At 71.6% G+C, this 20,611-nt stretch carries 10 protein-coding genes; 3 read left to right on the plus strand and 7 right to left on the minus strand.

Annotation, left to right across the window (positions count from 1 at the left end; all coding sequences use genetic code 11):
- Positions 1 to 31: 31 nt before the first annotated feature.
- On the plus strand, positions 32 to 1,243 hold the full coding sequence (locus CS062_RS19585; protein WP_099863243.1) for a sensor histidine kinase: 1,212 nt from the start codon (positions 32 to 34) through the stop codon (positions 1,241 to 1,243).
- 72 nt (positions 1,244 to 1,315) lie between these two features.
- Here the strand turns inward: CS062_RS19585 and CS062_RS19590 are convergent, their stop codons facing one another.
- Positions 1,316 to 4,633 (minus strand): di-heme oxidoredictase family protein, encoded by a 3,318-nt coding sequence (locus CS062_RS19590; protein WP_099863244.1) that lies wholly within the window; start codon positions 4,631 to 4,633, stop codon positions 1,316 to 1,318.
- A gap of 325 nt (positions 4,634 to 4,958) precedes the next feature.
- On the opposite strand from CS062_RS19590, the gene CS062_RS19595 reads away from it, so the two are divergent.
- Positions 4,959 to 5,615: a TetR/AcrR family transcriptional regulator gene (locus tag CS062_RS19595; RefSeq protein ID WP_158238841.1), complete on the plus strand. Its 657-nt coding sequence runs from the start codon at positions 4,959 to 4,961 to the stop codon at positions 5,613 to 5,615.
- Positions 5,616 to 5,636: 21 nt separating this feature from the next.
- Here the strand turns inward: CS062_RS19595 and CS062_RS19600 are convergent, their stop codons facing one another.
- A complete protein-coding gene (locus tag CS062_RS19600; protein WP_199174296.1) occupies positions 5,637 to 6,455 on the minus strand; it encodes an NPP1 family protein in 819 nt (272 codons plus the stop codon).
- A 16-nt stretch (positions 6,456 to 6,471) separates the two neighbouring features.
- The gene (locus CS062_RS19605; RefSeq protein WP_099863247.1) at positions 6,472 to 8,445 is read right to left on the minus strand and encodes a phosphatase PAP2 family protein; all 1,974 of its coding nucleotides are present in this window, start codon (positions 8,443 to 8,445) and stop codon (positions 6,472 to 6,474) included.
- Between the two features lie 201 nt (positions 8,446 to 8,646).
- Here CS062_RS19605 and CS062_RS19610 point away from each other — a divergent pair, with 201 nt between their 5' ends.
- Positions 8,647 to 9,660: an expansin EXLX1 family cellulose-binding protein gene (locus CS062_RS19610; RefSeq protein WP_099863248.1), complete on the plus strand. Its 1,014-nt coding sequence runs from the start codon at positions 8,647 to 8,649 to the stop codon at positions 9,658 to 9,660.
- Positions 9,661 to 9,694: 34 nt separating this feature from the next.
- Here CS062_RS19610 and CS062_RS19615 read toward each other — a convergent pair whose 3' ends face one another.
- The 4 genes from CS062_RS19615 to CS062_RS19630 form a co-directional block, all read right to left on the minus strand.
- Positions 9,695 to 11,386 (minus strand): ShlB/FhaC/HecB family hemolysin secretion/activation protein, encoded by a 1,692-nt coding sequence (locus CS062_RS19615; protein WP_099863249.1) that lies wholly within the window; start codon positions 11,384 to 11,386, stop codon positions 9,695 to 9,697.
- A gap of 28 nt (positions 11,387 to 11,414) precedes the next feature.
- Positions 11,415 to 17,462 carry a two-partner secretion domain-containing protein gene (locus CS062_RS19620; RefSeq protein WP_099863250.1) on the minus strand — a complete coding sequence of 2,016 codons (6,048 nt, stop codon included), beginning with the start codon at positions 17,460 to 17,462 and terminating at the stop codon, positions 11,415 to 11,417.
- Between the two features lie 48 nt (positions 17,463 to 17,510).
- Positions 17,511 to 20,156, minus strand: a complete 2,646-nt coding sequence (locus tag CS062_RS19625) for a 2-oxoglutarate dehydrogenase E1 component (protein ID WP_233218158.1) — start codon at positions 20,154 to 20,156, stop codon at positions 17,511 to 17,513.
- A gap of 100 nt (positions 20,157 to 20,256) precedes the next feature.
- Positions 20,257 to 20,611: hypothetical protein (locus tag CS062_RS19630; protein ID WP_233218159.1), on the minus strand; the 355-nt coding region annotated here is incomplete at its 5' end.

Consider the following 20,611-nt stretch of genomic DNA (forward strand, 5'->3'; position numbering starts at 1 on the left):
TCACGGCACAGTGAGGCGGACGAGGTAAGCGATGACGGCTGACAAGCCAGGGAACGACGGCCATGGCCGGGAGCACGACGATGTCGCACGCCTGCACCAGGCAGGCGACGCGGCCTATCGACGGCTGGTGGAGGGCGTGCTGGACTACGCGATCTTCCTGCTCACGCCGTCGGGCCGGATCGCGACCTGGAACGCGGGCGCGCGGCGCATCAAGGGCTACGAGGCGGCCGAGATCATCGGCCGGCACTTCTCGGTCTTCTACACCCAGCCGGACATCGACGCGGCCTGGCCCGACGAGGAGCTCAAGCTCGCGCGCGAGCACGGCCGCTTCGAGGACGAAGGCTGGCGCGTGCGGCGCGACGGGTCGACCTTCTGGGCCAATGTCGTGATCACGGCGATCAAGCATGCCGACGGCGACCTGCTCGGCTACGCCAAGGTCACCCGCGACCTCACCGCGCGCATGGAGCAGGAGCGCGAGCGCCGCCGCATGGCCGAACTGGTCGAGGAGAGCCGCCGGATGACCGAATTCATCGCGGTGCTGTCGCACGAGATCCGCAATCCGCTGGCGCCGCTGACCAATGTCCTGTCCCTGCTGGGCCGCGAGACGCTGAGCCCGCGCGCCGCCTGGTGCGTCGAGGTCGCGAGCAAGCAGGTGCGGCAGATCAACCGTTTGGTGGAGGACCTGCTCGACGTCAGCCGCGTGACCACCGGCAAGGTGCGGCTGACCACGGCGCCGCTGGAGCTGGGCGAGGTGGTGCGGGAGGCGGTCGAGGGCATGCGTCCGGCGGCCGAGGCCCGCGAGCACCGCTTGCAGGGCACCTGGCCGAGGGAGCCCCTGGCGGTGACCGGCGACCGCACGCGGCTGATCCAGCTGGTGAGCAACCTGCTCAGCAACGCGATCAAGTTCACGCCGCCGGGCGGCACGATCACCTTGACGCTGCGACGCGACGGCGACGCGGCGGTGATCACCGTCGTCGACAACGGCATCGGCATGACTGCGCAGACGTTGGCGCATGCGTTCGAGCCCTTCTCGCAGGGCGAGGAACATGCGCGCGGCCACGGCGCGCATGGGGCGCACGGCGGCCTGGGCCTCGGGCTCGCGCTGGTGCGCAGCATCGCGGAGCTGCATGGCGGCGGCGCGGCGGCCGACAGCGCCGGCAGCGGACAGGGCACGACGGTGTCGGTGCGGCTGCCGCTGCGGACCGAAGCGGATGCCGGCGACGCGGCCGACGCGATGAAATGAAAAGGGCCGCGGCATCGCGCCGCGGCCCTCGGTCCAGAGGGGCGCTCGTGGCGTCCCTTCGCGCTCAATGCCTCACAGCGTGCGCAGCCAGGCCAGCAGCGCGTCGCGGTCGGCCTTGGACAGCTGCTCGAAGCGCTGGCGCGACTTCTCCGCCTCGCCGCCGTGCCACAGGATGGCTTCGGTCAGGGTGCGCGCGCGGCCGTCGTGCAGATAGCCGACCGGCGTCGAGCCCTGCACCTTCTCGGTATAGCCGATGCCCCACAGCGGCGACGTGCGCCACAGCGCGCCCGTGGCCTGGCCTTCCGGCAGGTTGTCCGCCAGCGCCGGGCCCATGTCGTGCAGCAGCAGGTCGGTGAAGGGGCGGATCGTCTGGTCGCGCAGTTCCGCGAACGGATGGGTCTTGCCGGTCTTCATCTCGGCCGTGTGGCAGGCCGCGCAACGCAACGCGTCGAAGACCTTGCGGCCCGCCTGCACCAGGACCGGATCGACGCGGTGCTCGTCCAGCGGCGCGACGCCCTTGGGGAAGCCGCTGGGCAGGCTGCGCTGCGCCGGCACGGCGATCAGCTGCATGTACTGCGTCAGCGACACCAGGTCGCCTTCCTCGATGCCCTTCTGCGCCGGTGCCGCGCGGCAGCCCACCGGGTCCGTCGCGCAGCTGCGGTTCGGATACACCGGCGAGGTCACCGACATGTCGTTCAGCAGCGCCGAGGCGACCTGGTGGCGCAGGCTGGCCTTGCTCGCCTTCCAGCCGAAGCGGCCCAGGCGCGTCGCGCCGGACTCCGGGTCGAAGACGAAGTTGGCCTTGCCCAGCACGCCGTCCGCGTCGGCCTGTGCCCGGACGCGGGACAGGATGTCGGCCTCGGGCACCGCCTCGAGCAGGCCGACGCCGATCATCGGCTGCGCCGCGCGCGCCGACCAGAGCTGGGGCACCGGGCCATCGAAGCCGAACCGGGGTTTGCGCAGCTCCACCTTCGTGCCGTCGGCCAGCGTGACGCTGCGCGTCTCGAAGCCCGCCACCTTGACGCCGTTGCCCCAGTCCTGCGGCGCGCCGGTCGAGGACACCGCGTTCATCTGGATCGCCAGGCCGTAGCGCGGGTCCGGGCGGATCGCGCCGTCGGCGCCCTGCGTGCCGACATGGAAGGACATCCGGTCCATGCGCTGGCCCGCCGCGAATGGCGCCGGGCTGCGGCCGTTGTTGGTGTGGCACTGGATGCAGGCGGTGGCGCTGAAGCGCTGGCCGGCCAGGTTCTGGATCGCGGTCATCGGATCGTTGCCGGGCTCGGAATGCGCGCCGGTCACGAAGCTGCTGTGGACCAGGCGGCGACCTTCGACGAAGCGCTGCAGGTTCTGCATGCCGATGTTGTTGAACGGCTGCTGGAACATCCGGAAGCCTTCATCCGAATAGTTGTACGAGACCGAGCCCAGCCCGCCCGACCAGGTGGATTCCGGCAGCGGCACGCTGTTCAGGCGCGGCTGCACGCCGTACCAGGGCTGCAGCCCGCTGCCCATCACGTAGACCACCTCGGTGGTGTAGTAGCGGAAGTCGCCCTTGTCCCCGATCGCGTCCATCGCCGCGCGGCTGGAGAAGAAGGAGCCGGTGAACTCGATCGCCTCGCCCAGCTTCAGGCTGCGCGCCGGGATGTTGACCCCATTGGGCACCAGCACGCCGTTGGCATTGGGCGCCAGGTCCGAGTGGCCCGGCATGTTGTCCAGCACCACCGAGCAGCCGTCGTTCGCGCCGATGACGCCGGCATAGCCGCTGTCGGGGCGACGCAGCCCGTTCTGCGGCGGCTTGGGCACGATCGGGCAGGAGGTCAGGTCCTTGAAGCCGTCGGTGTAGGTGGTGCTGTCCAGCAGCTGGCCCGGCGACATCCAGCCGTAGCCGGTGACCTTGGGATCGTCGATGCGGCGGAAGAAGGAGTGGCCGCCACCGCGCTGCGCCTGGGGGAAGTACTGGTTGACGATCAGGCGCGGCTTGGTGACGCCAGCCACGCGGCTGTTGTCGATGAACTCCACGCCCCAGGTGCGGTTGCGGAAGTAGTTCGGCACGAAGTTCATGTAGGCGCCCGGTCCCTTGTCGACCGGGTTGCCCATCGCGTCGACGGTCTCGTTGGGACCGAAGCCGATCTCGTTCCAGTCCTCGCCGCGCTCGCGGCCGTGACGGCCGACGCCGCGCTGTCCGAAGCGCGTGACCAGCGTGCCGTCGGGCAGCGTGATCTGGAGCGTCTCGATCGGCGCCTGCGGCTGGAACAGCGCCGCCAGGTTCGCGCCGCTGGCCGGGACGGGCAGGGCGGAGGTGCGGGCGGACGGGATGCTGTTGTCGCTGCCGATGCTCTTGAACTGGACCTCGAAGAGCGAGTAGCCGTAGGCGGTGGCGCGGGCGATGCCCTGCAGGCGCAGGTAGCGCGTCTTGACGCCGAGGTTGTAGTACTCCTCGGTGCCGCCCTTGCCGGCAGGCTGGTTGCGCAGCTCGGTCCAGGCCTTGCCGTCGTCGGAGACCTGGATCGCATAGGCCTTGCCGTAGGCGTTCTCCCAGACCAGCTTGAGGTAGCCCAGTGGCTGCGGCGCGCCGAAGTCGTACTGGATCCATGTGCCGTCCTCGGGCTTGGAGGCCCAGCGCGACTGCAGGTTGCCGTCGACGGTGTTGGCCGCCGCCAGGCCGCCATTCTCGACGCTGGACGCGATCACCGCCACCGGCTTGATCTCGACGCCGGGCTGCGTGACGTCGCCGGGCAGCGGCTCGGTCGGCGTGGTCGGCGTGGTGGGATCGGTGGGATCGGTGGGATCCGCCGGCAGGGTCGGCGGGACCGGCGTGCCGGTGAAGGCCTGGATCTCGAAGATCGAATAGCCGTACTGCGTCGACCGCGACAGGCCCTGCATGCGCAGGTAGCGACCCTGGCCGGCCAGGCCGGTGAGGTTCTCGATGCCGCCGCCGCTGTTCTCGACCGTCTTGATCGTGGTCCAGGTCTGGTTGTCTTCGGAGGTCTGCAGCTGGTAGCGCGTCGCGTGGGCGTTCTCCCACTTGATCGTGACGCGGCTGATGGCGACGCTGCTGCCGTAGTCCAGCGTCAGCCATTCGTTGTCGGTGAAGGCGGAGCCCCAGCGGCTGGCCTCGTCATGGTCGATGGCCTTGGCGCCGCCGAGGTCGCCGCGCTCCATGGAACTGGCCGTGGCCGCGACCGGCGTCAGGGCCGTCTCGCTGCTGTCGCCGCTGGCTTGCGCCTTCGCACGCGCCGCCGCATCGGCGGTGCCGCCGCTGTCCTGCGCGGCGCTGCGCGCGCCGGGGTCCTGTTCGCCGTTGCCGCCGCCGCATGCGGCCAGCAGCGCGCTGCCGAGCAGGGCAGGAACGAATGCCCTGCCGATCGCGATGCCGAGTCTCGTGAACTCCATGGTGATCCCTCCCGTGCCTGTGGATGCGATGGGTGTCGCCGGGCGAGTCGCGCGGCGACAGGTCCGGCGCCGCGTGCCGCCCATCGGCACACGACGCCGCCGGTCCCCTCTGGTGGGGGCTGGCGGCGCGGAGTGTCCGCGCTGGTTTTGCCGGGCGGCAAGTTTTAATGTGTGTCGAATTGATGCCCCTTCGCGAGCGGGGCGGCATCTCCCGACACCTTCGCACCAGGATGGGCGGCCAGGGCGATAAGCAGCTGGAAAGTGTCGGGAGCTGTCTACCTCCGTGGAGGTAGGAGGGGCCGATGACGCAGGCATGATGGCGGGCATGAGCACTTCGGACCCCACGCCGCGGCGCCGCGAGCAGCAGCGCTCCGCCGACACCAAGCAGGCGATCCTGCGCACCGCGCTGAAGGAATTCGCCGATCGCGGTTTCGAGGCCGCGTCGATGCGCGCGATCGCCGAGCAGAGCGGGCTGACCCATCAGCTCATCGCCTACCACTTCCAGTCGAAGGAACTGCTGTGGCAGGCGGTGGCCAGCCAGGTCTACGAGGCATTGGCCCAGGCACGGGAAGGACTGATCGGGCGGGAGCGGGCGGACGGTGCCCTGGCGCAGCTGCGGCAGGAGTTCCTGGCCTACTTCCAGTTCACGATCGAGCAGCCGCAGCTGCATCGCTTCATGATGCAGCGCCGCGAGGGCGCGCACGGCGAGGACCGGCAGGAATGGCTGGCGCGGCATTTCCTGCGGCCGCATTTCGAGCGCGCCAGGCCGCTGATCAAGGCGGCGCAGCGGGCCGGCGAGCTGCCCCGGGGCGAGCCGGTGCTGATGTATTACGCGATGGTGTCGCTGGCCAACACCCTGGCGCTGATGGGCCCCGACATCGCCGCGACCAGTGGCCTCGAGGCGGCCGATCCGAAGACGTCGAAGGCCTACATGAAGCTGATGGACGCGCTGCTGTTCAGCAAGCCGGTGCCGGCTCGCTGAACGCCGCGTCCGGGGACCGGCTCAGCGGGCCGCGTCGATGCTGGCCGGGGTGAAGGCCGGATAGCCGGCCGGGCGCCCGCTGTTGAGGTTGGCCAGGAAGTTGCTGTCCTTGACCGGAACGTTGGCCGAGCCGTAGTCGAAGCTGTCGAGCAGCCCGCGCATCGTCGCGTTGCTCACGCCGTCGCCGGTCATCGCGGTCCAGCTGACGATCGCCGGCGTGACCCACTGGCCATACGGGTTCTCGGCGGCGATTTCGTCGGTGCCGGCGAAGCGCATCGCATGGGTCAGCGCGCCGTCCTTGTGATAGACGAAGCGCACATGGCCGTTCTGCACGGCCAGCGTGCCCACCGCCGCGTTGGTCAGGTCGCCGTGGGCGCTGTAGCCGGCATGGGTGACCACGCCGTTGGTGGTCCAGATCGCCGCGTGCTCCCAGTCGTGACGATGGCCGCCGCCGAGCGCGGTCACCTGGTCCTTCAGGAAGTACAGCGCGTAGAAGTGGCCGCAGTACACATTGCCGCCGCTGGTGACGCAGGCGTGGCGATGCAGCGTGTTGGCGTAGTCCAGGAAGTCGGCGCGGCGGCAGCCGGCGGTGATGCCGCCGGAGGTCTTCAGCCCGCCGTTCTGCTGCCCGGCGCGACTGATGCCGGCGCTGGGCAGGCAGCCGTCGGTGTCGAAGTCGAACAGCGGATAGGTGGCTGCGATCGGCACGTTGGCCGGCCAGGCCGCCGACAGGGCCGGGAAGTCGTCCGCCTGCGCCGGCGAGGCGGCGACGACCGTCGACAGGACCGCCGCGGCGGCGCTGAGGCGATGGATGCGGTTCATGCGACTCATGCGACTCATGCGGTGTCCTTCTCGCTCAGTTGATGCGGATTTGCAGGCCGGTGGCCGTGTAGGTCGGCGTCGCGGTGAAACCCTCGACCACCACCTTGTCGAATTTGCCCTTCAGCGTCGCCGCCTGGACCGCCACCAAGGTGTCGCCGCTGCGCGGCGCCATGCCGGCCTGGAACTTCACCGTCAGCGTGCCGCCGGCGATCACCACGTTGCCCACCGAGGCCAGGCTGCCCGCATTGCTGGCGCCCAGGTGCAGCTCCAGCGTGCCGGTGGCCAGCTGGGTGTAGTTCATCACCGCGACCGGCGTGGTCGCCTGCGTCATCAGCGTGCCGGTGTCGACATAGACGTCGCCGTTGCCCAGCGCCTTGGCGCTGTCGGCGCGCAGCACGCCGGCCGAGACCTGGGTGCCGCCGCTGAAGGTGTTCGCCCCCGCCAGCGCGAGCGTGCCGCTGCCCAGCTTGGTCAGCTTGCCGGCGCCGCGGATGTCGTTGCGCCACACGTCCAGCGCCTGGAAGCCGCCCCGGGCCGCATCCATCGTGACGCTGACGTCGCCATCGAAGGCGCCGTAGCCGTCCGCCGCAGCGAACAGGTTCAGCCGGCCCCAACCCTCGGCATCGTCCATGACCGGAGAGCCGGATGCCAGCGCGGTCGTCTTCAGCACCACCCGGCGCTGGTCGGCGCTGAGGTAGGGCAGGCGCGTCTCCAGCAGCACCTCCGCGCCCTTGGGCACGACCGCCGCCTTGGTGGTGGCGGCGATCGGCGCCAGGCCGAAGGTCATCAGGCGCTGCACCGTGGCCTTGTTGGTGGCGTGGTCGGCGTAGGCGTCCTGGGCCAGCGGCAGCGAATGCGCATAGGCCTGGAGCGCCGCGGCGTCCTTCGCGCCGACGGCCGCCATCAGTGCGGTGCGCGCCTGGTCGTAGGCCGCCTGGCGGTTGGACTTGTTGGGATCGGTGGCCAGGTTGGCCGCCGCGGCCGCGATGCCCTGGATGCGGCCGCCGATCACGTCCAGCGGCGAATGCATGCCGGCATAGACGCGGTTCTCGCCCAGCACCAGCGCGCGGGTGACCATCTCCTGGTAGCGCTCGGGCACGAGGTAGGCCATGGCCAGCGCCTTGCGCACCGCTTCCGCGCTGTGACCGCTGATGAAGCCGCCATCGGTCGTCGGCGTGCCGCTCTTGGCCGGCTCCAGCGCCGGCACCACCTTGACGCTGGAACTCCAGCGCCAGGGCCGTGCGTACTTGTAGAAGCGCTTGGCCGGCTCCGTCGACGCGTTGTTGCCGATGTTGGCCACCAGGTCGATCGCCGCGCCGAAGCCATGGCTGTTGGCGCTGCCGGCATTGCCGATATCGTTGCCTTTGTCGTTGTAGAGCACTGTGGTCGCATCGGCCGCGATGTCGGTGATGGTCGTACTCTGCTCGCTGAGCGTGCGCCAGGCCGTCGTCAACGGGCCCATGCCGTCGCTGATGCTGTAGCCCTTGCCGCGGCGATCGTCGAGGTAGGCGGCCAGTTCCTGCGCCGGCGTGCGGCGCGCGGTGGCGTCCACGACGTACTGCACGTTGGCGGCATGGACGGCGGCGTTGAGCACTTTGCCGTCCGTCGCGTCGCCGGGCAGGCCGCTCCAGGTCGAGGCCGCCACGGCCGCGAAGCCGTCGCGTGCCGGCGCGCTCGCGCCCGCATCGACGAGCAGCGTGCTCGGCTGCCAGATGTCCAGGAAGCCCGACACCACGCGCACGCCGGCGTTGGTCTGCAGCGTCGCGTAGCGCGCGTCGCCGCGCTGGTTGCTCGCGATGTTGTCGATGAAGGGCGGGACCTGCGTCTCGTCCTGCACCGCGGCGGTGTCGGTCGTGCCCAGGCCCTTGGGCGCGGCGGGGATGACGAGCGGCTGCTCCTGGCCGTCGTCGTCGGAGGAGCAGGCGCCGAGCAGCAGCGCGGGCACGAGCACGGGGAGCAGGGCGAGCAGCAACGGGCTGCGCTTGGCCGGGATTGCGGAGAGGGACATCGGTGGTGAGACAAGGGATGGGAACGGCGGCGGACTCTAGGGGGCCACGATGTCGTGTCTATGTCGTGCCGATGACAACGTAGTCATATCGCGTTACCCAATCTCACCAGGGCTTGCCGACGAAGCCGGGACACTCCGACGGTCCAGGGGGGCACGCCCCGGATTCATCAGTGTTCATCGAGGTCAACGGGGGAAATCGCCATGACATCACGGCTTGCGGCGCATCGCCGCGCGTTCCTGTCGCTGCTGGCCGGCGGCCTGCTGGCGGGATGGCAGTTCAGCGCCAGCGCGCAGGGCAACTATCAGCAGACCCACACCGGGCAGGGCACCTTCTACGGGTACGGCGGAGGCGGCAACTGCTCCCTGCCCAAGCCCGGCGACATCCTGACCGTGGCGATGAACACCGCCGACTACAACACCGCGCAAGCCTGCGGCGCCTGCATCGAGGTGACCAACCTCAACATGCAGCAGAAGGTGGTGGCGCGCGTCGACGACCGCTGCCCCGAGTGCGCGCCCGGCGACGTCGACCTGTCGCAGGAAGCCTTCGCGAAGATCTCGCCGATCGAGGCCGGGCGCATCCCCATCAGCTGGCGCTACGTGTCGTGCAGCGCGCGCTCGGCCAAGCTCTTCTTCAAGGAGGGATCGAGCCAGTGGTGGGCCGGGGTGCAGGTCCGCGACCACGCCGGCCCGGTCGCGTCGCTCGAGTACCGGCCCAGCAGCGGCGGCGCGTTCACCACGCTCGGGCGCGAGATGTACAACTACTTCATCGCTCCGGGCGGCATGGGTCCCGGCCCCTACGACTTCCGGATCACCGACGTCTTCGGCCAGCAGATGCTGGCCCCGGGCGTGGCGCTGGCGGTGACGACGGAGATCGACCTCGGCCAGCAGTTCCCGCTGGTCCTGCCGGCGGCAGGCTCGGGTGGATCGTCCGGCGGGGGTGGAGGCACGCCGACGACGCCGGCGCAGCCGGCCACCGTCAGCATCAGCGTCGCCAACGACTGGGGCCAGGGCTACTGCAACAACGTCACCGTGGGCAATCCCAACGCGACGCCGCTGAACTGGACGGTGTCCTTCCCGGTCGTCGGCGCGGTCTACACCGCCTGGAACGCGACGGTGTCGCAGAGCGGCGCCAGCGCGACCGCGGTCGGCGTCAGCTGGAACCAGACGCTGCAGGCCGGTGCGACCACCTCGTTCGGGTTCTGCGCCAATCGTTGATCGGCAGCGGCGTCCGGATGCGACGCCCGGCCGGTCAGAACGCCCAGCCGGCCTGGGCCCAGACGCGGACGGCGCGGTCCGGCTCGGACTGCGCGCGCTCCGAGCCATGTCCGGCGATCGAGATCGTCCAGTCCAGCGTCCGCCAGGTGCCGCGCACGGCGGCGCCGTAGCTGTGCAGCGTGCGGCGGTTGTCCGTCTGGAGGAAGGGCGACTCGTTGAGCCGCACGCCACCCGCGCCCAGGAACACGCTGGGAATGAAGGCCGGGTTCGCCGCGTAGTACAGCTCGCCGGAGGCCAGCCAGCCCTCGTCGCCGACGGCCTCGCCCGAGGGATAGCCCCGCAGGCCCTGCACGCCGCCGAGGACGAACTTCTGGTACGAGTCCAGGTTGCGTGAGGCGAGTTGCCCGCTGGCCGTCATCAGCAGGCCCCAGCCGCCGCCGAGTCGCTGGTTGCGCTGCAAGTCGAGGTTGAGGGTGCCGTAGCGGCCCGCGGTGCGCGCGCTCAGGCTGTCGATGAGCGCCGCGTCCGGTGAGCTGAATCCCAGGTGTCCGCGGCCGATGCGCAGCGCGACCCGCGTGTCGGCACCGGCCCCGACGCCGTCCCGGATGCCGAGCATCAGCTGCAGCGTGCCGTGCGTCGCCCGCTTGCCGGTGGAGGTGCCGGTGGCGCGGATCTCGTCCTTCAGGCGACGGCGCTCGATGGCGGCCTGCGCGGTGAGGTTGAGGTCGGTGCTGCGGATCAGCGGGTAGCTCAGCTGCCATTCCGCCACGCCGGCCTGCCCCTGCGCGTCGAGGTCGGCGAAGGACGACCCCAGCGCGTACTGGGTCCGTGTCACGCTCAGGCCGGTGCCCAGCCCGCTGTTGCCGATGGGAACCTGCGCCGCCAGGCGGCCGTAGTAAAGGTCGCCCTCGCTCGCGAGCAGGCGGGCGCTGATCGACTCACCGTGTCCGGTCGGGCTGTCCAGCACGATCGAGCCACCGGCCCGGCGCTGGCCGGTGTAGCGTGAGCCGTGGTTGTCGGCCTCGATCCGGCCGCTGATCAGCGGGGCGGCTTCGGCATCGATCGACATCGTCGTGTCCCCGGGCTGCGCGCCGGCCTGCAGGCTCGCCTTGAGGCGGGCGCCGGGCAGGTCGGAGAGCAGCAGCAGCGTGCGGTCCACCAGGGGCTGGTTCAGCGGCTCGCCGAGCGGGATCGCGGCTACGCGGGCCTGGAGGACCGAGGCGTCGATCCGGCTGCCCGGGGCCACCTGGAGGCGCACATCGGCCAGGCGGCCCTCGATCACGCGGACCTCGACCTCTCCGTCGCGGATGGTCTGCGGCGGCAGCACGGCGCGCGCCAGCAACCAGCCGTGAGCGCGGTAGTGGTCGGTGATGCGGGCGGCGCCGCGTGCGAGCTCGCCCAGCGTGTGCGTGCCGCCGTTCAGGTCGGCGACCAGCGCCTCCAGCGCCTCGGCCGGGAACAGCCGTGCGCCGGTGACGCGGACGTGGCGCACGGGAATGGGCGTCGGGTCTTCGGGTGTCGCGGCCTGGGCGGGATCGTCCGCGCGGCGAGGCAGCGCGATGTCACGCGGGGGCGCGGTAAGCAGGCGGGGCGGCGCGCTGGCGCGGTTGGCGGCGTCCGGGGTGGGAAGAACGTCCGCATGGGCCTGCTGGGCCATCAGGATCAGCAGCGAGGCCTGGACGAGGGATCGACGAGCGGTGGATGTGTCGCGCGGGCAGCGGATCATGAGGGGATCGTCATGGGGTCGGCCGACTCTATCGCACCGACTCGGGCGGCGGCTCGCGGGTCTCGAACGACAGGGTGCCGGTCCACCAGCGGCCGATGCCCACCGTCGCCGGTTCCAGGTGTTCCAGGGGCTCCGTGGTCATGGCCCGGGTCTTCCAGAACAGGTCGGCGAGCGCCGAGAGATAACGCGACGCGGCCTGCTCCGAGCCGGTCGCGATCAGGCCGGCGCTGGCGGGGAAGACGGTCAGGATGCCCGGCGCATAGCGGATGCTGTAGTTCCGGCTGGCGAGGCCCGAGGCCGACACCTCGTAGCGTCCCGGCGGCGACGAGGCGGTCGCGCCGGTGAGGTAGCGCAGCGTGCCGGACAGGTCGCTGGTCGTGGCGGTCTGGCCCGCGACCAGGCCGGCATACGTCACCGAGAACGCCGGGTCGGGCCGTCCGATCAGGCGGGTCGTGTCGTTGACCGAGACGAGCAGCGGCGCGGGCGTGATCTCGTAGCCATGCCCGGGCGACAGCGTGAGGAGGTAGCCGAGGCGGTCGGCGAGCGTGCCGGGCTGGACCGCGTAGCGGCCGCTGTCCTGACCGGCCTCGCGGGTCAGGTTGCCGGTGAGGATCATCGCGGCGCTGTCGCCGTGCCGCTGGCCCGCGACCGTGTAGGCGATGCCGGGATCGCCCAGGCCGCCGTCGTAGACCTTGGTGTTGGCGGCATCGGTGGGCGTGACGGTGAGCGAGGGGCGCTCGCGGTACAGGACGAAGGTCGTGCCGTCGCCGATGCCGCTCGCACCGGGCGCATCGCCGACCTGTCGCCCATAACGGAAGTTGCCGCTGCCCTCGGGCGCGCGCTCGGCGAGCGTGCCTGCCAGCCGGGTCGCATCGAGGCTGCCGGTGTAGACGGTGAGCCGCCGGCCCGGGTCGAGCGTCATCGTGGCGGTGCTGGCCACGTCGCCGCCGGTGGCATCGCCGCGCGCATGGGCGGCCCCGGCTGCCAGGGTGAGGTCGCCGCCACTGACGCGCCAGAGGCCGGAGGCGGTCAGGTCGCCGGAGGTCGTCGTCAGCGAGGTGGTGCCTGCGGCGACGAGGCCGTCGACGGTCATCGCCTGACTGTTCACGACGGCAAGGCCGCCGGCGTCGACGACGCGCAGCGTGTGCAAGGTGTTGAGCGGGTCCTGCAGCAGGACGGCGGCGCCACCGGCATTCAGCGTCGTGGTGCCGCCCACGGCCAGCGGGCCGAGCTGCGAGACACCGGTCGCGGTCAGGTCCAGGTTGCCGCTCAATGCCGAGGCGCCCAGGAGCACGGGGCCCGCGGTCGCGACGTCGGCATGGGCGCCGGCCAGGCTCAGCGCGCCGCCGAAGCGGTTGTCGAGGCGGGGCAGGGTGATGTCGGCGCTGCCGGCGTCCAGCGAGGCAGGACCGGTCACCGACAGGGCGCCGATCTGCTGGATGCCCGGCGCGCTCACGCGCAGCGCGCCGCCGGCGGACGAGGGCGCGAAGACCAGCGGCGCGCTGGTGTTGAGCAGCACATCGCCACCGGTGAAGCTCACCGCGCCGGTGAACACATTGCCGCTGTTGGCGAGCGTGATCGCCGACGCGCCGCTGTTGAGCGTGGTCGTGCCTGCGACCAAGAGCGCGCCGGTCTGCTGCAGCCCAGGCGCGCTCGCGTTCAGCGAGCCGGTCAGCGTCGACAAGCCGAAGTTCAACGGCGTGTGAGACACGATCGTCGTGTCGCCGCTGGCAAGGCTCACAGCGCCGGTGAACACGTTGCCGCTGTTGGCAAGTGTGATCGCCGACGCGCCGCTGTTGAGCGTCGTGGAGCCTGCGACGGAGAGCGCGCCGGTCTGCTGCAGCCCAGGCGCGCTCGCGTTCAGCGAGCCGGTCAGCGTCGACAAGCCGAAGGTCAGCGGCGCATTGGCGGCCAAGGTCGCATTGCCGCCCGTGAGGCTCAGCGCGCCGCCGAACGCGTTGCCGTTGTTGGCCAGCGTGATGGCCGAGCTGCCGGCGTTCAGCGTGCTCGCGCCAGCGACCGAGAGCACGCCGCTCTGCGAGAGGCCAGGCGCCGTGGCGCTGAGGCCGCCGCTCAAGGTCGAGGCCGCAAGGAGCAGCGGCGTGCTGGAGTTGATCGTTGCGTCGCCACTGGTGAGGCTCACAGCGCCGGTGAACACGTTGCCGCTGTTGGTGAGCGTGATCGCCGACGCGCCGCTGTTGAGCGTGGTCGTGCCTGCGACCAAGAGCGCGCCGATCTGCTGCAGCCCCGGCGCGCTCGCGTTCAGCGAGCCGGTCAGCGTCGACAAGCCGAAGGTCAACGGCGCATTGGCGACCAACGTCGCATTGCCAGCCGTAAGGCTCACCGCGCCGCCGAACGCATTGCCGCTGTCGGCCAGCGTGATGGCCGAGGTGCCAGCGCTCAGCGTGCTCGCGCCAGCGACCGAGAGCGCGCCGCTCTGCGAGAGGCCAGGTGCGGTGGCGATGAGGCCGCCGCTCAAGGTCGAGGCCCCGAGGAGCAGCGGCGCGCTCGAACTGATCGTTGCGTCGCCGCTGGCGAGGCTCACCGCGCCGGCGAACACGTTGCCGCTGTTGGCGAGCGTGATCGGCGACGTGCCGCTGTTGAGCGTGGTCGTGCCCGCGACCGAGAGTGCGCCTGTCTGCAGCAGACCCGGTGCGCTTGCGGTCAGCGATCCGGTCAGCGTCGATGCTGCAAAGGTCAGAGGAGCGTTGGCGACCAACGTCGCATTGCCGCCGATGAGGCTCACCGCGCCGCCGAATGCGTTGTCGCTGTTGGCCAGCGTGACGGCCGAGCTGCCGGCGTTCAGCGTGCTCGCGCCAGCGACCGAGAGCACGCCGCTCTGCGAGACGCCCGGAGCCGTGGCGCTGAGGCCGCCGCTCAAGGTCGAGGCCCCGAGGAGCAGCGGTGTGCTCGAACTGATCGTTGCGTCGCCGCTGGCGAGGCTCACCGCGCCGGTGAACACGTTGCCGCTGTTGGCGAGCGTGGTCGCTGACGCGCCGCTGTTGAGCGTGGTCGCGCCTGCGACCGAGAGCGCGCCGGTCTGCAGCAGACCCGGTGCGCTTGCGGTCAGCGATCCGGTCAGCGTCGAGGCTGCAAAGGTCAGAGGAGCGTTAGCGGCCACCGTCGCATTGCCAGCCGTGAGGCTCACCGCGCCACCGAACGCGTTGCCGCCGTTGGACAGCGCGATGGCCGAGCTGCCGGCGTTCAGCGTGCTCCCGCCAGTGACCGAGACCGCACCGCTCTGCGAGATCCCGGGCGCCGTGACCGTCAGCGTACCGGTCACGTTGGAAGCGCCCAGGGTCAGCGCCGCGCTGTTGTGCAAGATCGTGTCCGCTGCCGTGACGGCGACCGGGCCCGAGAACGCATTGCCGACATTGACCAGGCTCACCGTGTTGCCCGCGCCGGCCGCGGTCATCGTGGTCGTGCCGCCGATGTGGAAGTAGCCGCCGAAGGTGGTGTCGTCGGCCACCATGCCGGCGGCGGCGGTGATGCTCAGCGCGCCGGGCACGATCAGCCCGCCCTTGTTCCAGAGCGCGCGCCGCGTGGCGACCTGGCTTTCGGCGCTGATCTGCAAGGGCGCCAGGGTGAGCACCGACAGCGTCGCCGGGCCGCCGATGTAGAAGCCGGTGTAGCCGCTGACCGGGTCCAGCGCCCGCGCGGAGATCTGGATCGGCGTGGTCGCTGGAGCGCTGAGCCTGACGGCGGCGGTGCCGGATCCCCACACGCCGTCGCCGCCCGCGTTGCTGCCCGCGATCTGCAGCGCGCCGGTCGTGGCGGTGATGTCGACTTTGCCGTCGAGCTTCACCGCCGCATTCCCGTTGCTGGTGCTGGCGGGACCGCCGACCGTCGTGTTCGTGCCGTTGATCGTCACCGAACCGCCGGTCAGCCTGACCGCGTTCGAACTGCTGCCGATCAGCGCCACCGTGGATTGCTGGTTCCGGTAGGTGCTCGCCGAGGGATTGGAGGCCGTGCCGGTGATGGTCAGCGCGCCGGCGGTCGAGAGCGTGTCCAGCGCGCCGAGCGTGACCGCGCTGCCCGACCAGGTGGCCGTGTGACCGGTGGCGGTGCCGCTCAGGGTGATCGCGCCGCCGCCGCTGCTGGTCAGGGTATTGCCGGCATTGAGGTAGACGCCGATGTTGCCCGTCGAGAACAGCGGCGCGCCGTTGGCGTTGGTGCCGGTGACCGTCGCGGTGCCGCCGCTGGTGCCGGTCACCGAGATCGATCCGGCCGCGGTGCCGAAGGTGTTCGAGCGCAGCCACACGCCGAGGCCGTTGCCGCCGCCGGCCTGCGTCCCGGTGATGGCGATGCTGCCCGTGCCGGCGGTGGTCCAGACGCTGTTGCTGAGATCCACCGCCGCGGCCGTGGCCGCCGTGGCGCGGTGGGAGGTGACCGTGATGTTGCCGCCGTTGGCATTGATGTCCAGGAAGCGCAGGCTGATCGGGCTGTTGCCCGAGGCGGTGGTCGTCGCCGCCGCGCTCATCGACAGGTTCAGCGCGCCGCTTGTGCTGGTGATCGTGCGATGGGTGCCGGAGCTGGCATTGGTGGTGATGCGGCCGTCGGCCACCAGGCTGAGCGTGGCGGCGCCCCCCGCGGTCTTGGCGATGTTGCCGTTGATGGCGATGTTGCCTTCCTGCGCGCCGGCGCCGACGGTGCGGATCGTCACGTTGCTGCCGCTGTTGAGCAGCGTCTGGATGCTGCTCACGTTGACCAGCGAGCCGGTCGCGCTCGGCGTCCAGATGCCGCCGGAGAAGCCGCCGCCCGTCTGCGTGCCGGTCGAAATCGTCACGTTGTACGGGTCCAGCAGCCAAAGGCCGCCGCTGGAGACCTCGACATCGATGCCGTCGGTGTTCAGCGCATGGCCGGACGTCTCGATGCGCCCGCCGGCACCGCCCTGCGGTCCGCCGACGGACTTCAGGCGGCCGAACACGTTCGCGACCTCGGTGCCCCAGACGACGATCTCGCCGCCGTCGCCCCGGGCCGTGGCGCTCGCGTCGATGCCGGCCGAGGGCGCCACATACGCCGCCGTCGCGTTCGGCGAGGGGCCGGCGCCCTGGAAGTTGCCCCCGACCAGCACCTGGCCGCCACCGCCGACACCACGGGCGTCCAGCCGTGCGCCGTCGAAGACGCCGACCTTGTCGCCCAGCACCCGGATCGTGCCGCCGACGCCGCCGGCCTCCGGCGCGCTGGCATCGAGCCGGCCCTCGACCCGCGCGACGCCGGTCGCCGGATCGGCGATCAATTCGATCGTGCCGCGGTCCTGGCGCACCGTCCTGGCCTGCACGACGCCCGACGAATTGACGACGGACTCGGCCAGCCCGTCGAGTCCCCGGGCGGTCAGCACGACATGACCCCCATCGGCGACGATCAGGCCGCCGTTGGCGACCAGTGCCTGCGCGGCGCCGCGACTGATGGTGTAGCCGAGCGGCCGGCCGTCGGCCAGCGTCAGCGAGACGGCGGAGGCGCCCGCCAGCAGCACGTTGCCGCCGTCGGCGTTCAAGGTGCCGGCGTTCTCGACCTTGGCGGCGATCAGCGCCAGCTTGCCGCCGGCGCGCGCCTGGATCGTCCCTCGGTTGACGACGCTCGCGGCGCTGTCGCCGCTGAACTGAAGACGCCCGGCCTCGAAGTCCGCGTTGCTCAGCTGCAGCGTGCTGGCGACCAGGCTGCCGACGTCGACCCCCGCGCCCTGGCCGAAGAGCACGCCGTTGGGATTGAGCAGGAACACGGTGCCGTTGGCGCTGAGCTCGCCCAGGATGCTGCTGGGCTCGCGGCCGGTGACGCGGTTCAGTGCGATCGCGCCGGGCCCGGGCTGGACGAAGCGGACCGACTCACCGGCGGCGATGCCGAAGCTCGCCCAGTCGATCGCCAGCCGGGGCGACTGCTGCGTGATCGTGGTGGTGCCGTTGCCCTGGACGATGCGGCCGTTTCCGGCGGTCACGACGCCGCCCCCCGGCGCGGCCCACGCGGCCGGCGCGAGGCACGCGCCTTCCAGCAGGATCACCGCGGCGCAGGCGCCGGGCAGCAAGGCAACGGCCGGGAGGGCGCTTCGACGCGGAACGCGCGGAACATGCTTGTTCATGGGCGGGCCTGCAGACGCGATTCCGCATTCTCATGCAGCGGGGCCGGTTCAGTCATCCAGCGCCCGCCGTACCAGCTCCGCCTGCTGCTCGCGATGTAGCACGGCCGAGGCGGTCGCGCCGGCCGCGGAGCTCGGCCGCGCGACGTCGCGCAGGGCGATGCCGTCCGGCAGCAGGGCCTGCAGATCGTCACGCACGAAATGCCAGGCGCCGTGGCGGCGGGTTTCCTCCTGCGCCCAGACTACCGTCTCGAGGCGCGGATAGCGCCGCAGCACGGCGGCCAGCTCGTCGCCCGGGAAGGGATGGAGCCGCTCGACGCGGACCAGCGCGATCTCTGCCGCCCGTTCGGGGGCGTAGGTCGACAGCGCGTCCCGTCCGTCGCGCAGCTCGTAATGCAGCTTGCCGCTGCACAGCACGACGCGCCGCACCGTCGCCGGATCGGCCGCGGCCTCGTCCAGCACCGGCTCGAAGCGGCCGCCGGCCAGCGCCCGGACCGGCGTCTGGCTGCGCGGGTCGCTCATCAGCCGGGTCTTGGGCGAGAACACGATCAGCGGCTTGCGCCGCGGGGTCATCGCCTGGTCCAGCAGCAGGTGGGCGTACTGGGCCGAGGTCGACGGACAGACGACGCGCAGGTTGTCCGCGCCGCACAGCTGCAGCATGCGGCCCAGGAAGCCGTTGGACTGCTCCGGTCCCGCGCCCTCGTGTCCATGGGGCAGCAGCAGGGTGAGGCCGCTGGGCAGGCCCCATTTCTCCTCGCCGCAGCTGATGTAGTGGTCCAGGAAGATCTGGGCGCCGTTGACGAAGTCGCCGAACTGCGCCTCCCAGAGGGTCAGCGTGTCACGGGCCTGCACGCTGTGGCCGTACTCGAAACCGAGCACCGCCTCCTCCGAGACCATCGTGTTGTGGATCTCCAGCCGCGCGCCGTGCCGCGCCGCGGGCGCGAGCGGTGTCCAGCTCGACGGCGCGGTGTCGGCCTGGTTGTGCCAGACCGCCTGGCGATGCATGAAGGTGCCGCGCTGCACGTCCAGCCCGGACAGGCGCAGCGACACGCCGGCACGCAGGGCCGTCGCGCAGGCGAGCGCCTCGGCGGTTCCCCAGTCGACGCCCAGTCGGTCGTCCGCAGCGAGGGCACGTCGGCGCAGCAGCAGCGCGGCCAGCATCGGATGCGGCTCGAAGCGCGGTGGCGGCGTCGTCAACAGCGTCAATGCGAAGCGCACGGCGGTCGCGGTCAGCGCGGCCGCGTGGCCGCGGGTCGTCGTCGTCGCTGCGGCGATGGTGCGGCCGTCCATGAGCGGGGCGATGCCGGTCCGCGCGCCTTCCGACGCGATGGCATCGGCCGCGTCGTGGTCGAGGTGCCGGGCGATCGCCGGCGGGGCCTCGCGAACCGGCGTCCCCGGCGCCGCGTCGGGATCGAAGCGGTCGCCGGCGGCCACCTTGGCGCGTCCCTCGGCGACCGACAACCGGCCCTCGGCCACCAGCCGGTCGGCGTAGAGCACGGTCACGCTGGCACGGCGCGCCAAGCGTCGGTACAGCGCGGGGCTGGTCAGCGCCGGCACGTCGTGCTCGGAGTTCCCGTGGCGCCGATAACCGACCAGGTCCAGCACCACGTCGGCAGCGAAGCGGGCGCGATAGTCCACCGCCAGGCGCGCGGCATGCAGCACCGCCTCGGGGTCGTCGGCGCCGACGCGCAGCACCGGCGCGTCGATCATCCGGACCGGATCGGTGCAGAAGCGCCCGGCCATCGGGTCCATCCGATTCGGTTCGGTGAAGCCCAGCTGGTTGTTGATGACGATGTGCAGGACGCCGCCGACCTCGTAGCCCGGTCGGAGGCCCAGCGCCAGCGTTTCCATCACCACGCCTTGGCCGGCGAACGCGGCGTCGCCATGCAGCACGACGGCGATGCTGCGGTCTCGCCCGGGGCCGTCGGCGCTGCGCGCCGCGCGCGTCCGGCCGAGGACCACCGGATAGACGCTCTCCAGGTGGGCCGGGTTGCTCGCGAGCGACACCCTGAGTTCCCCGCGCGGGGTGCGCAGCCGGTAGTCGCCACCCAGTTGGTGGACGAGCTCGCGCTGGCGTTCCGGATGGACCGGCTCGGTCGCGAAGTGGTCCAGCAGCTCGGCGACCGGGTGCCCCAGCAGCGTCGCCAGCAGGTTGACGCGGCCGCGATGCGGCATGCCCATGAAGACCCGGTCCACGCCATGCGAGGCCGCCGTCGCCAGCATCTGCTCGAGCAGCGGCAGCAGCGCCTCGCAGCCTTCGAGCGAGAAGCGCCTGGCCTGCGGATGCAGGCGTGCCACATGCCGTTCCCAGGCCTGCGCATTGGCCAGGCGGCCCAGCAGCGCGGCGGCCTCCGGGCCGGTCAGCACCGGCCGGTCGGCCTCCATCCGGCCCTGCAGCCAGTCGCGGCGCTCGGCGCAGCGCACGGCCGACGCGTCGAGCGTCAAGGTGTCGCAGTAGATCGCCCGCAGCCGGGCGAACAGCGCTTCGACATGGGTCGTGCCCATCACCGCGCCGCCGTCGCCGGTCAGCGAATCGCCCGGCGCCAGGCCGAAGTCGGCCGGCTTGGGCGGACGTGTCCGCGAACTCGTCGCCAGCGGGTCGAGCAGCGCATGGCGGTGGCCGTCGCGCCGGAAGGCCTCGATCAGGGCCGCGACGGCGGGACGGGGCGCGGCGGACGCCACGCGGGAGGGGCTCATCGGCATCGCGAGCCCCCCCGGGACCACGAGCGCCGAAGGATCGGTCGCTTCGCGGCGTGACGATGCACGGCCATGAGCATCACCTCGGGCGTGGGGGCCATCACTGCGGCTCCTGGACCGCGGGCTCGCGCTGAGGCACCGGCGGGCTCAGCCGGCTGGCCGTCAGCGCGCGCGCGGCGCCCCGGGCGTTGTCCAGCGGGCCGGTGGCACCACGCATCGTCACTGCCATCGCCGCGCCGCCCAGCGCCAGCAGCGCCGCCATGACGCCCAGGCTGAGCCAGAGCGTCTCCTGGGCCCGCAGCAGCCGATCGTGCAGGGCCTCGTCGAGCGCCTGCAGCGCGCCGTCCTCGAGCACGCCCAGCGCATCGAGCACCTGCGCGATGGCGACCGAGGCGCGCTCCGCCGGCGGCGCGGGCAGGGGCATCGTCCGGGTGCGCACGAGCTCCTGACCGATC

This window comes from Roseateles chitinivorans (assembly GCF_002761755.1).
In the GTDB taxonomy this organism is placed as follows: Bacteria; Pseudomonadota; Gammaproteobacteria; order Burkholderiales; family Burkholderiaceae_C; genus Roseateles; species Roseateles chitinivorans.